The sequence below is a fragment of the Halorubrum ejinorense genome (genome assembly GCF_055389685.1).
In genome coordinates this window covers 2,701,014-2,715,826 of the sequence record NZ_AP043777.1, presented here as the reverse complement: position 1 = coordinate 2,715,826, position 14,813 = coordinate 2,701,014, and the positions used below count along the sequence as shown (strand labels likewise).

13 protein-coding genes and 1 tRNA gene are annotated in these 14,813 nt (G+C 68.6%); 6 read left to right on the top strand and 8 right to left on the bottom strand.

The annotated features are described in order from the left end of the window. Positions 1–223 precede the first annotated feature (223 nt). A complete protein-coding gene (locus ACZ5KW_RS14995) occupies positions 224–442 on the top strand; it encodes a hypothetical protein (RefSeq protein WP_343780632.1) in 219 nt (72 codons plus the stop codon). Positions 443–526: 84 nt separating this feature from the next. Here the strand turns inward: ACZ5KW_RS14995 and ACZ5KW_RS14990 are convergent, their stop codons facing one another. Beyond that, positions 527–2,614 (bottom strand): ABC transporter ATP-binding protein, encoded by a 2,088-nt coding sequence (locus ACZ5KW_RS14990; RefSeq protein WP_343780633.1) that lies wholly within the window; start codon positions 2,612–2,614, stop codon positions 527–529. Between the two features lie 589 nt (positions 2,615–3,203). On the opposite strand from ACZ5KW_RS14990, the gene ACZ5KW_RS14985 reads away from it, so the two are divergent. The 3 genes from ACZ5KW_RS14985 (at position 3,204) to ACZ5KW_RS14975 (ending at position 4,793) form a co-directional block, all read left to right on the top strand. Continuing rightward, positions 3,204–3,761, top strand: a complete 558-nt coding sequence (locus ACZ5KW_RS14985) for a type II toxin-antitoxin system RatA family toxin (RefSeq protein WP_343780634.1) — start codon at positions 3,204–3,206, stop codon at positions 3,759–3,761. An 81-nt stretch (positions 3,762–3,842) separates the two neighbouring features. Beyond that, positions 3,843–3,914: transfer RNA gene (locus tag ACZ5KW_RS14980), tRNA-Ala, on the top strand. Positions 3,915–4,217: 303 nt separating this feature from the next. Further along, positions 4,218–4,793: a hypothetical protein gene (locus ACZ5KW_RS14975; RefSeq protein WP_343780636.1), complete on the top strand. Its 576-nt coding sequence runs from the start codon at positions 4,218–4,220 to the stop codon at positions 4,791–4,793. A gap of 81 nt (positions 4,794–4,874) precedes the next feature. On the opposite strand, the gene ACZ5KW_RS14970 is transcribed toward ACZ5KW_RS14975, so the two are convergent. Then, positions 4,875–6,404, bottom strand: a complete 1,530-nt coding sequence (locus ACZ5KW_RS14970; protein ID WP_343780637.1) for an Ig-like domain repeat protein — start codon at positions 6,402–6,404, stop codon at positions 4,875–4,877. A gap of 187 nt (positions 6,405–6,591) precedes the next feature. On the opposite strand from ACZ5KW_RS14970, the gene ACZ5KW_RS14965 reads away from it, so the two are divergent. Then, a complete protein-coding gene (locus tag ACZ5KW_RS14965; protein WP_343780638.1) occupies positions 6,592–7,158 on the top strand; it encodes a PAS domain-containing protein in 567 nt (188 codons plus the stop codon). Positions 7,159–7,197: 39 nt separating this feature from the next. On the opposite strand, the gene ACZ5KW_RS14960 is transcribed toward ACZ5KW_RS14965, so the two are convergent. The 6 genes from ACZ5KW_RS14960 to purB all read right to left on the bottom strand — a co-directional run bounded on the left by ACZ5KW_RS14960 (position 7,198) and on the right by purB (position 13,002). Continuing rightward, positions 7,198–8,793, bottom strand: coding sequence for a phytoene desaturase family protein (locus ACZ5KW_RS14960; RefSeq protein WP_343780639.1), 1,596 nt, complete (start codon positions 8,791–8,793; stop codon positions 7,198–7,200). 97 nt (positions 8,794–8,890) lie between these two features. Then, positions 8,891–9,568 carry a metal-dependent hydrolase gene (locus tag ACZ5KW_RS14955; protein ID WP_343780640.1) on the bottom strand — a complete coding sequence of 226 codons (678 nt, stop codon included), beginning with the start codon at positions 9,566–9,568 and terminating at the stop codon, positions 8,891–8,893. After that, complete coding sequence (locus ACZ5KW_RS14950) at positions 9,569–10,276, bottom strand: hypothetical protein (protein WP_343780641.1); 708 nt, start codon at positions 10,274–10,276, stop codon at positions 9,569–9,571. It lies immediately after the preceding gene. A gap of 90 nt (positions 10,277–10,366) precedes the next feature. Then, positions 10,367–11,062, bottom strand: coding sequence for a sensor domain-containing protein (locus ACZ5KW_RS14945; RefSeq protein ID WP_343780642.1), 696 nt, complete (start codon positions 11,060–11,062; stop codon positions 10,367–10,369). 86 nt (positions 11,063–11,148) lie between these two features. After that, positions 11,149–11,514 (bottom strand): zinc ribbon domain-containing protein, encoded by a 366-nt coding sequence (locus ACZ5KW_RS14940; protein ID WP_343780643.1) that lies wholly within the window; start codon positions 11,512–11,514, stop codon positions 11,149–11,151. A gap of 42 nt (positions 11,515–11,556) precedes the next feature. After that, positions 11,557–13,002 carry an adenylosuccinate lyase gene (gene purB, locus ACZ5KW_RS14935; protein WP_343780645.1) on the bottom strand — a complete coding sequence of 482 codons (1,446 nt, stop codon included), beginning with the start codon at positions 13,000–13,002 and terminating at the stop codon, positions 11,557–11,559. A 168-nt stretch (positions 13,003–13,170) separates the two neighbouring features. Between purB and purN the strand changes: the two genes are divergently transcribed. Beyond that, a complete protein-coding gene (gene purN / locus ACZ5KW_RS14930) occupies positions 13,171–14,775 on the top strand; it encodes a phosphoribosylglycinamide formyltransferase (RefSeq protein WP_343780646.1) in 1,605 nt (534 codons plus the stop codon). Positions 14,776–14,813: the final 38 nt, after the last annotated feature.

Sequence of the window (14,813 nt, the reverse complement as noted above, 5' to 3'; positions counted from 1 at the left end):
CTCCCGGCTCCGTTGAACCCCGCAGCCGGTGATGGACTTCGACGGCCTCTAAGGGTACAGAACGCGTCTCTCGCACGGAACGATGTTCGGATTCGATCAGCGCAGTCGCCACAAGGTTATTTACTACTGAGTTACAGGTCAGACGCGTATCTGTGGACGAACACACGAGAAACGGCACCGAGTGTTGGCTGTCTCTCGATACCATCTACGACGGGTTCAGAGTATGACCGCAAACTGGCAGAGCCGGCTGTCCGGACTCGTACTGGTGACGCTTTTCACCGCGCTCGCAGGTGACCTCCTCGGAGTACCGCTCCTCGTCAAGGTCGCCGTACCCACTTTCTTCCTCGCCGCGGTGAGTCTGCTCGCGCTCATCGCCGTTAAGACGATCCGATCATCGGAACCGGACATGCACGACCCGACCCGAACTGACGAGACGAAGTGATCGACGGCGCCGGGTTAACCCACTCGTCCGTCTCGACGGGACGCCCGCGAACGTTCGACGGGGCCATCGGGGCCGATTTCCCGATCAGCCGTCGAGCGGCTCCGAGTCGTCCTCGCTCTCGGTCGCCCGCTCGACCGCGCGGTCGACGTGTCGCTCGCGGGCCCGCTCGACGAACTCCTCTGGTAGCTCGTCTATCTCACCGGCCTGAACGCCCCAGAGCTTCGCGTAGAGGCCGTCCGCGTCGAGCAGGTCCTCGTGACTGCCGCGCTCGACGACCGCCCCGTCCTCCAAGACGAGCGCGGTGTCGGCGTCGGTCACCGTCGAGAGGCGGTGTGCGATGACGAACGTCGTGCGGTCGGCTGCGAGCCGGTCGAGCGAGCGCTGGATCAGCATCTCCGTCTCCGTGTCGACCGCGGAGGTCGCCTCGTCGAGAATGAGTATCGCGGGGTCCTGGAGCACGACGCGCGCGATGGCGAGCCGCTGGCGCTGACCGCCGGAGAGCTTCACGCCCCGCTCGCCGATCCGCGTCTCGTAGCCGTTCGGCAGCGAGTCGATGAACTCGTGGGCCTCCGCGGCCTTCGCGGCCTCGACCACGCGCTCGCGGATCGACTCCTCGTCGCCCTCGGCCTCGTCGATCCGCGTGAACCGACCGTACCGGATGTTCTCGGCGATGGTCCCGTCGAACAGCGTGGTGTCCTGCGCCACGTAGCCCACGGACGAGCGCAGGCTCTCGACGGTCACGTCCCGGACGTCGTGGCCGTCGACGTAGATCGCGCCGTCGGTCACGTCGTAGAGCCGGAGGAGCAGCTTGAGCAGCGTCGACTTCCCGGCGCCGGTCGGTCCGACCAGCGCGACGGTGTCGCCCGGGTCGGCCGAAAAGGAGACGCCACTGAGGACCTCCTCCTCGGCGTCTTCGGGGTCGACGAGGGCGTTCTCGGGGTACGCGAACGAGACGTCGTCGTACTCCACGGCGCCGGCGACCCCGCCGCGGGCGCCACGCTCGGCCTGCGCGCCGCTGCTGCCCTCGGAGACGCCACCGTCGGCGGCCGGTCCGCCGCCGTTGCCGCCGAGTTCGACCGCGTCGTCGTCGTCCTCGATGCGGATCGGGATGTCACGGAGGCCGAACACGCGCTCGCAGGAGGCCTTCGCGTTCTCGTACTGGTCGATGATGTTCGACACCTCGGCTAGCGGCGCGACGAACTGCTGGGTGAGGAGGACGAAGGTGACGAACGTCCCGACCGTCAGCTCGGTGCTGAACGGACCCGGCGGGCCGTTCGCGAGCCAGTAGCCGCCGACCGCGAAGGTGGCGGCGAACGCCAGCCCGGCGAGCAGCTCCATCCCCGGCCGGTAGACGTAGTTGAGCCGGAGGATGGACATGGTGCGCCGGAAGTACGAGTAGGAGGCGTCCTCGACGCGCTCGCTCTCGTGGGCCTCCGTGTTGGAGGTCTTTACCAGTTCGACGCCCGAGAGCGCGTTTTCGAGGGCCGTGTTGAGGTCGCCGACGACGGAACGTTGGGCGACGTACCGCGGCTCGACCGCGCGCATGAACCAGAGCGTGAAGAGGAACATGAGCGGGACGGCCGCCAGCGTGACGACGGCGAGTTCGTAGTTGTAGTAGACGAGGACGCCCGCAATGCCGACTACCATCACGCCTAGACGCGCGGAGTTCTGTAAGGCGTTGTCCAAGAACACCTCCAGGTTCGAGGCGTCGTTGTTGAGGACGGACATGACCTCGCCGGTCTGTTTGTCGTCGAAGAAGGTCATGTCGAGCCGCTGCATCTGGTCGAAGGAGTCGGTGCGGACCGCGTGCATCACGCGGTGGGCGAAGTTGTTCGCGGCGATGCCGTAGACGTACGTGAACACGCCCGTCACGAGGAACGACCCGAAGATGAGGATCACCGAGAGGCGGAACTGCGCGGGCTCCGCGGTCGGGAGCCACCCGTCGGGCACGAGCGGGAGCGTGTAGGGGCCGGTCCCCGTGAACACGGCGTCGATGGCGACGCCGAGGACGACCGGCGGGATCAGTCCCGCGACGCGGGCGACCACGTTGGCGACCATCCCGATCACGAGCCAGTGGGCCTCGGACGCCCCGTACTCGCGGAACAGCCGACCGAGCGGGCGGTCGACCCGGTCGCGGTACACTTCGAAGGCGTTGCGGTCGTCGGCGGCCATGGGCGTACGAGCGCCGGCAGCCCCATGTATCCGACGACCTCGGCGTCCCGTTCCGGGTTCTGGTCATCACCATCGCTGCGCCACCGATCGTTGATACTGACCTCACAGAGTGCGGTGGCGCGTGCCTGTGAGGCCGCCCCGCGGCCGAACAGCGCGCGCGAGGTCGCCGGCGCTACGCGCCGGCTGCCAGAGGATCTTCGATTCTCGCTGGACGCGGTGAGCGCTCGAAGAGCGCGAACCGCGAGGCTGGGGAGGCGTGAGGCTGCGGTGCTGTGCGGGGCGGGACTCAAAGGGGCAGTCGCGAGGACGAAGCACACCGACGTTAGCACCGCAGCGAGTGAGCGGAGCGAACGAGCGAGGAGCGCAACGAGGTGCGCGAGTCCTCGCGACTGGGGCTTTGGAAGTGTTCACCGTCGGGAAGCCAACTTCGCATTACTGAGCAGTTGGGGCTTTAGCGGTGCTCGCTGCCGGTCCACTAGCAATCGATTATAAACGGCGTCCCTCGACGACTGAAGCGGCGGCCGGTTCCCTTCAGCGGGGGTGATCTGGTCGCCGGTCCGTTTAATAAGCGCCGCTCGAACTCCAGTACGTGGACGAACTCGTCGTGAGCACGGAGGTGTACGCCGACCCCGAGGAGGTGTACGCGTTCCTGCTCGACTTCCCGCGGTACGCGAACTACTCCGAGTACCTCAGCGAGGTCCGGACGATCACGGGCGACGGCGGTCCGGGGACCCGCTACGCGCTCCGGTTCGCGTGGTGGAAGATATCTTACACCGCAAACTCGAAGGTTACCGGCGTCGAGCCGCCCGAGCGGATCGACTGGGAGATCACCAAGGACATCGACGCCGGCGGCTGCTGGCGGGTGACCCCCCCGGAGACGGACGACGGCGACGGGGAGACGGGCGACGGGAACTCGACCGACGACGCGCCCTGCGAGGTCGCGCTCGAAGTCGAGTTCGACCCCAGCTCCGCCAGCCCCGACGCGCTCGACCTGCCGCGGCTGGTCTCGTTCGACTGGGTGTTGAAGAAGGCCATCCCGCTCATCAAGGGGGAGGCCGAGCGCGTCGTCGAGCGCGCCGTCCAGGACTTAGAGGGGTCGACAAGAGACGTCGACCTCGACGTGTACGTCGATTCCAACCGCATCTGAGTGAGTCGGTGCGCGACGCCCGCCGCGTCGCCGAGTCGAAGGCCTTAATATATCCAGCGGGGAACGAACGAATGCGTTCGAGGGCTCGTAGATCAGTGGTAGATCATCCCCCTGGCACGGGGAAGGCCCGGGGTTCAAATCCCCGCGAGTCCATGATTTTGTGCCGCGAGCAACGTCGCGAGCTGCGCACATCTGTAACGAGTGGGGATTTGAACCCTACCAGTCGCGCGCAGCGAGCGAAGCGAGCGAGCACGTCTGGTTTTGGTTCAAATCCCCGCGAGTCCATTCCTTCGCTCACTTCGTTCGCTCAGTCGTTCCCTCGCGTGGTCCCACTCGCTCACTGCGTTCGCTCGTGGGACCCCCGCGAGTCCACTTGTACAACTCTCATCTACTGTTTGCTTCTTTAAATAAGATGACTGCCCGTTAATTTTATCAATTAGATAAATATTCTCTACTATGCCGGAGGTTACTGAGCCAGATCTAACTCGTTGGGAAACATACGTACGAGACTATCTTCTTGTGCTACTTCCAAGTAGATTCGAACAACCCGACGACACTAGTGATGAAGAATTGGAAGTCACAAGAAGCATTCTAGCTCAGCAATACGTTGAACATACGAATATTGGCCCGCTTTGGAAGAGCACTCTAATATTGCTAATATATGATTTCGGATTTGAGTTGGATGCAGTTGTATACGGCCTTGTGATTGGTGCTCTTGGCAGTGTAGAGCTCGCTGTATCAAACTTCTACACCCCCGAAATCCTTGCAGAAGAAGTCATTCTACGCTCCGATAATCTAAAATCAGAAATTGAGACCAAGGCAAAACGTACTGTAAAGACCAATGTAGGCGTAACTGGGCTCGTGGTTGGGTTTGTCTGGCAAATACTTACAATCTCAGGTCCAATTCCTGACGAGTTGTTAGCCCAAGGCTATCTCCGCGAAACTTTGCCTAGCTGGCTTGGGTTCGTTATCTGTTTTTCTGGTGTCCTTCTGGTTGTTAGTGTTATATCAAAAATAACAGACTACTTCTAGTTATAATTCGCTCATTGCTGGTTCCGTGCTAAACAGGACTTGAATTGCTATTTCGAAAACATTCTATTAGCCCAGTTTACGCTATTGTGGCCACGCCTCCCGCTCACGCCGCTCCGCATCGCCCGTCAGCTCCGGCGGGACCTCCTCCAGCAACACCGGCGCCAGCGACGCGCCGACGTGCCACGCGACGACCGCCTCGTCTAACTCCTCTAGGCGCACGTCCTGCTGGCCGTAGTACTCGCCCTCGACTGTACAGGAGCCGCCGCCGTCGGCGAAGCAGACGTCGCCGCGCTCGTCGTAGGTGATCTGGACGTGCGCCTCCCGCGCGCTATCGACGAACTTCCACGAGAAGCCGTCGCTCCCCGCGATATCGTCGCGGGCCGCGAAATGGTCGAGCGCCGCGGCCACCTCGTCCTCGACGGGACCCGTGACCGCGCCGTCGTCGGCGCGCACGTGGACCTTCAGCGGGCGGTGGGTCGCGAGCGTGCTCGTCGCGTTCATCAGCCCGGCGGGCTCTTCGCCGTGTTCGAGCCCCTGAACGTGGCCGAGCTCGTGGATGATCGTCGCGTTCATCTCCGCGTCGGAGATCCGGGGATCGACGGTCGCGGTCATCGGCGTCCGCGGCTCGTCGACGAGGAGGTCCGCGCAGCCGAAGTAGCGCGTGTCGTTGCCCTCCACGCCGCACCGATCGACGCGGTCGAACCGGAGGACCACGTCGGCGTCGTCCGCGTCGTCGACGCGCTCGTACGCGACCGGGTAGCCGAGGTAGCGCTCGTCGGTCCGCTCCCAGTAGCCCGTCGCGGCCGCGACGACCTCCGAGACGTTCCGGTCGACGGCGTCGTCGTCGACGTAGAGCCCGAGCGTCGTCTTCCGGTACGGGCTCGGGTGGTCGAGCGCGACGGTCCGCTCGCGCGTTCGGTTCGCGGTCGTCACGACGACCGGGTAATCGCCGCCGTCGAGCCGCACGTCCGTGAACGTGACGGACACCCGGGCCTCCGCGCCGCCGTCGAGCGCGACCGTCCGGTTCGCGCTCGCGCCGGTCCCGTACCGGATCCGGACGGTCTGGTTGCCCGCTAGGTCGCCGGCGTTGGTCACGGTCGCCGCGACGGAGAGGTTCTCGCCGTACGCGACGCCCTCCGGGGCCTCGACGTCAGAGACGGTGAACGTCGCCGGCCGCGCCTCTTCGACGACCAGCGTCCGGGTCGCCGTCGCCTCGCCGACGGTCACCCTGAGTTCGTGTTCGCCCGGTTCGAGCGCCGCGGCGTCGACCGCGGCCGCCACCGTCATCGTCCCGTTCGCGGGGACCGACCGGTTCTCCGAGAGCAGCGTCGCGTCGCCGACCCGAACCGCGACCCGGACCGGATCGAGCGTCGCGTTCGAACTCGCCGACCCCCCGCTCCCGCCCCCGCCGTCGCTCGCGAGACCCTCCCACCGCACGGTCGCCTCGACCGTCGCCCGCTCGTCGTGGACGAGCGACTCGGGCGCGTCGACGGATTCGATCGACGGCGACGGCGCTCCAAAGAGTCCGCCAGCGGTGTCGCCGCCGAGCCCGCCACAGCCGGCGAGCGTGACGAGGAGCGCGACGGCGACGACGGCGCTTGCTTTGCGCATCGGTTACCGGGGGCTCGGAGACGGAGATATATAACATTCGTTTCAACCAGCGATTAGGTGTGACGTGGCGGAGCCCGACCCAACCTCACCTCGTCGCTTTCAGCCCGGATCGACTCGCCGCCGACCGCGGAGACCGGTGTTCGCCGCCGAACGACACTGGCTTGTCGCCCGGTCGCCAACGTATCGTGTGACGCTCCGATGCGACGTTCTCGCGGCGGTCGACGCCGACCGCGGCACGTTTCGGACTCGCCTCTCGAAGCTCGTCGACGAACACGGCCTCGACGGGGAGCTGGTTCCGCCCCGGTCGGCGCACCCGGACGACCGCGCGGAGCGCGAGGCGATGCTGGTCGACCGCGTCCGGGCGCTCGATGACCTCCCGCTCGGTCTCACCCTCACCGGGCCGGCGTACCGCGACACGCCGATCGTCTACGTCAACCGCTGGTTCCGCGACTGGACCGGATACGCGATGGAGGACCTCCGCGGGCGGAACCCCCGCCTGTTCCAGGCACCGGACCCGGACGCCGAGGTCCGCGCCGACTTCCGCGACGCCCGCGCAGACTTCCGGGAGGCCCTGTCGACGTGGTCGCGGGTCACGGTCGAGATCCGAAACCGCCGCTCGGACGGAACCCCGTTCACCGCCCTCGTTTCGCTGCGGCCGCTGTTCGGTGACGCGGGGACGGTCACGCACTGGGTCGCCGCCCAGGAGCCGAAGTCGACCGAAACCCGAGAAGCCGGCGGGAACGCTCCGGAGTGACGCGTTCCCCGAACCAAGCGGCGGACGCCGAACCGGCCCTCACCGCAGCGTCGACGTGGGCACGACCGACGGGAGCACGCCGCCGCCGGTCGCGTCCGCGACGACCGCCTCGGCGACGTGTTCCCCGCTGAGCAGGCACATCGGCATCCCGATGCCGGGATTGGTGTACGCACCGACGTAGTAGAGCCCGTCGACGCCGGGCGCGCGGTGGGCCGGGCGGAGCGGTCCCGTCTGTTCGAGGGTGTGCGACAGCGCCAGCGCGGTGCCGCGGGGCGCGTTGAACCGCTGCCGGAAGTCGGAGACGCAGGCGGTCTCCTCGAAGACGATCCGGTCGCGGAAGTCGACGCCGGCGTGTTCGGCGAGGTCGTCGAACACGCGCTCGCGGAACCGCTCGCGGGTCTCCGGGTCGTCCTCCAGTCCCGCCGCGAGCGGGACGAGCAGGAAGACCGCCTCGTGGCCGTCCGGCGCCGCCTCAGGGTCCGTCTTCGAGGGGACGTGGACGTAGTACGCGGGGTCGTCGGGCCACCCCGGCTCGTCGAAGATGTCGTCGAAGTGGGGCCGCCAGTCGGTCGGGAACACGAGCGTGTGGTGCTCCAAGTCGACGTCGCCCTCGACCCCGATGTACGAGAGGTACGCGGAGGGCGCGTACGTCCGCGACTCCCAGTACGACTCGCGGTCGACGGTCCCGGTCGGCAGGAGGTCGCGCTCGACGTGCGGCGGCGGCGCGTTCGCCACGACGCGGTCGAAGCGTCCGCCCCCGGACGCGGAGTTCTCGCTTCCCCCGCGCCGCTCCGTCTCTACGGTGAACGTCGGCTTCGAGGCCGGAATCGACGGCTCGACCGCGGTCACCGGCTCGTTCGTCCGGATCTCGACGCCGAGTTCGCCGGCGAGGTCGGCCATCGCGTCGACGACGCTCGCGATCCCGCCGCTCGGGTGGTAGACGCCGAGGTTCATGTCGACGTGGCTCATCAGCGTGTAGATGGCGGGCGTGTTGTACGGCGACCCGCCGAGGAAGACGAGCTTGTACTCCGCGATCTGGCGCAGCTTCTCGCTGTCGAAGTAGTCGCCGACGTAGTCGTCCATCTCGCGGAGCTTCGGGAGCGCCCGACCCGACCGGAGGACGTCGGTGTCGACCATGTCGCGGAGCCGCGACCGGCTCGGGTAGACGAACCGGTCCATCCCCAGTTCGTACGCCTCCGCGGCGTCGGCGAGGTAGTCGTCGAGCACGTCGCCCGCGCCCGGCTCGTACGACTCGAACAGCGCCTTCTGCCCCTCGCGGTCGGCCGGCATCGAGGCGCGGTCGCCGTCCTTCCAGACCACGTCGTAGAGCGGGTCCAACTCGATCAGGTCGTAGTAGTCGTCCGTCGAGCGGCCGAAGGACTCGAAGAACCGGTCGAACACCTCGGGCATCAGGTACCACGACGGGCCGGTGTCGATCCGGAACCCGTCGCGCTCGATCCGGCCGGCGTACCCGCCGGGGTGTTCGTTCCGCTCGAACACCGTCACGTCCGCCCCCGCGTCGGCGAGGTAGGCGGCGGCCGAGAGCCCCCCGAATCCGGCGCCGACGACCGCGATCGACTCCCCGGCGAGCGGCTCGTCCGCCTCCGACAGGTCCGCGTCCGGTTGTGTAGTCATCGGGATCCCGTACGGCTCAGGGAGGGTTTACCCTGCGGTCATACCATGTTGGGGGCGCCGTCCTCTCCCGGTTTCGGGCCCCGTTACTCCTCGCTCGTCACTCCCCGCTCGTCGGGCCGTCGCCCTGTAGCCGACGAGCGACGAGAGCGAACAGGCCGAGGCCGATCAGGTAGAGCCGCCGGCCGCCGTTCGCGACCGGGAAGCGGCGTTCGACGGGCTCCTCGATCTCCACGTCCGGGTCGCGGGGCTGGACCGGGTTGCTGACGTGGACGGACTCGCTGGTGCCCCCGGCGCCCGCGTCGACGGTCCGCGTCCCGGTCTCCGGGTCGATCCGGACGTCGACGAACGTCTGGACGAACCCGTCGGCCGTCGAGTAGAACGCCTCGCCGCCCAGGTGGAAGAACCGGTCTCGGAGGGGCCAAAGCGCGTTCACGCCGTCGAGGTGAGTCCAGTCGAGCGAAATGTGCGCGAAGACGTGGACGAAGATGGCCGCCCACGCCACCGCGACCCACCGGTCAGAGAGCCGGTCGCGGACCAGCGACCGACCCCGAACGCGGGTGTCGTAGTACAGCGCCGACGCGGCGACCGCGGGGATCACGAAGTTGTGGCCGACCGTGCGATGCGCGCCGGGCATGATCGGGCCGAGGAAGCTGTCCACCTCGGGGAGCACGACGACGATCAAGAGGACCGCGAGCACCCGCCGGTCGAGGTCGTCGCGCAACAGCGCGGCCGCGAGCAGCAGCGCGAACCCGGCGTGGACGACGGTGGAGGGCATTTACCGGGTCACCTCCGCGTCGGCGTCGGTCGGGTCCGTCTCGGTCGACCCCTCGGTCCCGCGCCCCTCCCCACGGCACCGGACCGCGAGCGTCGCGGCCGCGGCGGCGACGACGACCAGTTGCCACCCGTTCTCGACGAAGTCGAACCGCCGGTCTGCGCCCGGGTCGAGCCCGGGGCGCCCGTCGGGGTTGATCCACGAGGCGACCGGCTCCGCGGTCGCGGCGTCCACGCTCCCGAGCGGCAACAGGCCGGGGCCGTCGGCGCCGAGCGCGACGAACGTCTGGACGACCCCCTCCTGCGTCGAGAAGAGGAGCCGCCCCCGCACGGCGTATCGAGCCTCCTCGAACGGGTACAGCAGGACCGCCCCCTTTCCGGCGAACAGCGCCGAACCGATCCCCGCGACGACGAGCGACGCGAGCGCGACCCACGCGACCCGGACGGCGCGCCAGCCGCCGCGCGCTCGGAGCGTCGACTCCGCGCGGGCGGTCGTGTCCCAGTACAGCAGTCCGCCGGCGAGAAGCGGCGCCCAGACGGCGTGGAAGAGCGCGTTCGTCGCGCCCGGCACGACGAGGCTCGCGGCCGCGTCGAGGCTCGGGAGGAGCGCGGCCGCGACGACGACCGCGACCGACCGTCGGTCGAACGCGTCTCCGAGCAGCGCGGCCGCGAGCAGCGCGCCCACGGCCGCGCTCACGAGCGGCGGTGCCATACCATCGCTGACGCTCGGAGGCGAATAAGCGCACCGGGCGGGCCGGGGTAGATCGGGGCGCTTCCGGACGGACCGATGGCGGTCGGGGAGTCAGTCCCCGCTCGGCTCGCCGTCGACCGTCACGCGCTCGCTCTCGCCCGCGGGGCCGTTCCGCGTCGGTCCGTCCAGCAGGGCGACCGCCATCCGGCGGGCGGCGTACGCGACCGCGTTCGCGAGGTGACAGGCGGCGAGAACTGCGGCGACGCCGAGCGGGACCGCCGCCAGCGCCTCCGGCAGCGTCTCGATCGCCCACGTCGCGGGCTCGCCGTTGACCTCGCCGAACTGGATCGTGACGGGATACCGGGCCGGCGCGGCGACGAGCGGGAGCCCCCTCGTGAGCAGGAGCAGCGGAACGAGGCCGAACAGGGCGACCGAGAACTTCGCCGAGAGGAACCCGACCCCCCGCCACGTCGAGGCGGCGTCCACGTACTTCCGCGCGCCGGTGACCGCGCCGTCGGCCTCGCCGAGGTCGTCCGGTCTCGCGAGGTCGGTCCCGAGGAGCCCGTCCGCGAGCCGGCGCTCGAAGGCCGCGAGCAGCCGAGCGGCGACGAGCGTCGCGAGCAGGACCACGAGCCCGACCAGCACCGGCGCGAGGAGGGCCCCGAAGACGACGCCGAACGAGAACACGCCGGAGTGGACGAAGGCGATCGGCAGCGCGACCAGCAGGTACAGCAGGTGACGATACGTGCGGCCGTCGGCGAGGACGCCGACGACCGGGAGGGCGGCGAGCGGTCGGAGGGAGACCATACCGTGACAGGTCTCTCGTCCAACAAAAATCGGTCGCTCCGCGCCGCGGGATCGGCTGTACGGGCTCGGCGGCCGCGTCCCTCGAATCAGCCGAGGAAGAAGTCGATCGCGTTCCCGGACGACTGGCCCTTGTACAGCTCGGAGTAGCCGCAGTTCGCACAGGAGACGACGAGGAAACTGCGGTTCTGAACGTCGAACATCTTGGTGAGTCCCGTCCCGCTGGTCGCGATCTCGTCGGTCTCGGCCTCGGTTCCGCCGCACTTGGGGCACCCCTCGTCGTCGCCGCCGAGCGAGGCGGGTCGGCCGTCGCCCCGAGCGGCGCGGTCGTTCGGAGCGTCGCGGCCGCCGCCGGCGCCGCTCGCACGGTCCGCGCCGCCGCTGTCGGTATCGGTCTCGTTCGGTTCGTCGTCGCCGAACACGGAATACTTCGAGTCGTCGGTCTCGGAGGGCATCGGCCTCGATTTCAGCGGCGAGCGATAAACTTCTTGTGTCGCTTACTCGTCGATCTCGTCGACGAGTTCGTCCGCGAACCCGGTGTAACCGGCGGGCGACAGCGCCTTCAGCTCCTCGCGAACGTCGTCGTCGACGTCGAGTTCGTCGAACAGCTCGCGGAAGTCGTCGAGCGTCACCGACCGCCCGCGAGAGAGTTCCTTCACGCGCTCGTACGCCTCGGTGTCGCCCTCGCGCCGCAGGATCGTCTGGACCGCCTCGCCGATCACCTCGGGTGTCGCGTCCAACTCCTCGCGCATGACGGCCTCGTTCGGGACGACCTTCCCGAGCCCGTCGCCGGCCTTCGAGTAGCCGATGAGGCAGTGCGCCAGCGCGGCGCCGACGTTGCGCTTGACCGTGGAGTCCGAGAGGTCGCGCTGGAGCCGCGAGCTCGTCACGTAGTCGGTGAGGAAGGTGAGGTCCGAGTTCGCCTTCGAGAGGTTCCCCTCGCTGTTCTCGAAGTCGATCGGGTTCACCTTGTGGGGCATCGTCGACGACCCCGTCTCGCCCTCGACGGTCTGCTGGCCCAGGTAGCGGTCGGAGACGTACAGCCACGCGTCCAGATCCAGATCGAGGAGCACGTTGTTGACGCCTCGCAGCGCGTCGAAAAGCGCCGCGAGGTCGTCGCAGGGGTTCACCTGCGTCGCGAGCGGGGTGTACTCCAACTCGAGGCCGCGCACGAACGACGCGGAAAAGGACCGCCAGTCGACCTCCGGGTAGGCTGCGCGGTGCGCCGCGAAGGTGCCCGACGCGCCCGCGAGCTTCCCGGAGAGGTCCTCGTTCGCGACCACGACGCGGCCCAGCGCGCGGCCGAGCCGCGCGGCGTACACCGCCATCTCCTTGCCGAAGGTGGTCGGCGTCGCGGGCTGGCCGTGGGTCCGGGCCAACATCGGCGTGTCGCGGTGGCCGTGGGCCAACTCGACGAGGGCGTCGCGAACCTCGCGGACCGCGGGAACGATCACGTCGCTCACCGCGGGCTTGACGAGGAGCCGGTGCGCGAGGTTGTTCACGTCCTCGCTCGTGAGCCCGAAGTGGATCCACGGGTACAGCGACTCGGCGTCGGCGAGGGGGGCGTCGGGCGCGTCGGCGAGTTCCGCCAGCCGGACCCGGAGGAAGTACTCGACCGCTTTCACGTCGTGGTTGGTCGCGGCGTACCCCGCGGCGCCGTCGACTTCCAGGTCCTTGATCAGCCGCGCGTCCTCGGCCGAGAACTCCTCGTAGACGCCGCGGAGCGACGCTTCGGCCGCCTCGTCGAAGGCGACGGGCGTCGCGTCGAGCGCGCCCAGCGCGAGCAGGTACTCGACCTCGACGCGGGTCCGGGCCCGCATCAGCGCGGCCTCGCTCGCGTACGACGACAGCGGCGCGGTCCGCGAGGCGTACCGGCCGTCGAGCGGCGAGACGGCCGCGAGCGGGTCCGACCGGGACAGCCCCGAGATGGCATCGTCTGTCACGTCCGCGACTGCCGCCGGAGCCAGCAAAAGCGTGTCGATGGGGCGACGGCACGGATGTGGATCCGTTCTCGTCTCTCGGCGCCGTCAAACCCACATCCGATCCGCAATCGTGGGTATCGACGCGACACGGACCGCAATCGATATACCCGATCGGTCGGACCCACGGGTATGAAGATCGCCGGACTCGCGAGCAACCGGGGACGGAACCTCAGACACATCGCCGACGCCGCGCCGGGCGGCGCCGAGCTGTCGGTCGTCCTGACGAACCGCGAGCAGGCGCCCGTGCTGGAGGCCGCGACGGAGCGCCGGGTTCCGACGGAAGTCGTCGAGCGCGACGAGGGGGAGTCGCGGGAGTCACACGAGCGACGGATCGTCGAGCGACTCTCGGATTACGACGTGGACCTCGTCTGTCTCGACGGCTACATGCGCGTGCTGACCGACGCGTTCCTCGACTCGATGCCGACGACGCTGAACGTCCACCCCTCGCTGCTCCCGTCGTTCCCCGGCACGGACGCCCACGAGCAGGTGTTGGACGCGGGCGTCCGGACCACCGGCTGCACGGTCCACGTCGTCACCGAGGAGGTCGACGCCGGCCCCGTCGTCACCCAGGAGCCGATCCCGGTGTACGAGGACGACGACGCCGACTCGCTGAAGGCCCGCGTCCTGCGTGAGGCCGAGTTCACGGCGTACCCGCGGGCGGTCCGCTGGTTCGCCGAGGACCGGGTGACCGTCGACCGGGACGCCGACGGCCGCCCCGCGAACGTCGCGGTCGAGGGCGACGTGGGCGGCGACTTCCCGGAGCGCCGGTTCGTCTCCGAGGAGCGGTCCGCCTCGCTGCGCTACGGCGAGAATCCGCACCAAGACGCCGCCTTATACGTCGACGACGGCTGCGAGGAGGCGAGCGTCGTCGGGGCCGACCAGCTGAACCCCGGCGCGAAGGGGATGGGGTACAACAACTACAACGACGCGGACGCCGCCCTCGATCTGGTCAAGGAGTTCGACGACCCCGCCGCCGCGGTGATCAAACACACCAACCCCGCGGGCTGTGCGGTCGGCTCGGACCTCGCCGACGCGTACGACCGCGCGCTGCGGACGGACGCGAAGTCGGCGTTCGGCGGCATCGTCGCCCTCAACCGCGAGTGCGACGCCGACACCGCCACCGCGGTCGCCGACTCGTTCAAGGAGGTCGTCGTCGCGCCCGGCTACACCGACAGCGCGCTCGACGTGCTCCGCGAGAAGAAGAACCTCCGCGTGCTCGACGTGGGCCCGCTCGGCGAGGGCGAGGACCGGTTCTCCGAGCGGTTCACCGAGAAGCCCATCGTCGGCGGCCGACTCGTTCAGGAGCGCGACCGCCGGTCGCCCACCGCCGACGACTTAGAGGTCGTCACCGAGCGGGCGCCGACCGACGAGCAGGTCGAGACGATGCTGTTCGCGTGGAAGACCCTGAAACACGTCAAGTCCAACGGCATCCTGTTCGCGACCGGCACCGAGACGGTCGGCGTCGGGATGGGGCAGGTGTCCCGCGTCGACGCGGTCACGCTCGCGGCGATGAAAGCCGAGAAGGACGCGGAGGGCAAGTCCGCCGAGGGCGCCGTGATGGCCTCGGACGCCTTCTTCCCGTTCCCGGACGCGGTCGAGGAGGCGGCCGACGCGGGGATCGAGGCCGTGATCCAGCCCGGCGGCTCCGTCAACGACGAGGACGTGATCGCCGCGGCCGACGAGCGAGACGTCGCGATGGCGTTCACCGGCTCGCGCTGCTTCCGACACGACTGACGGGCGCGGTCGCGTCCGCCGTCCCCGTCGGCGACGAG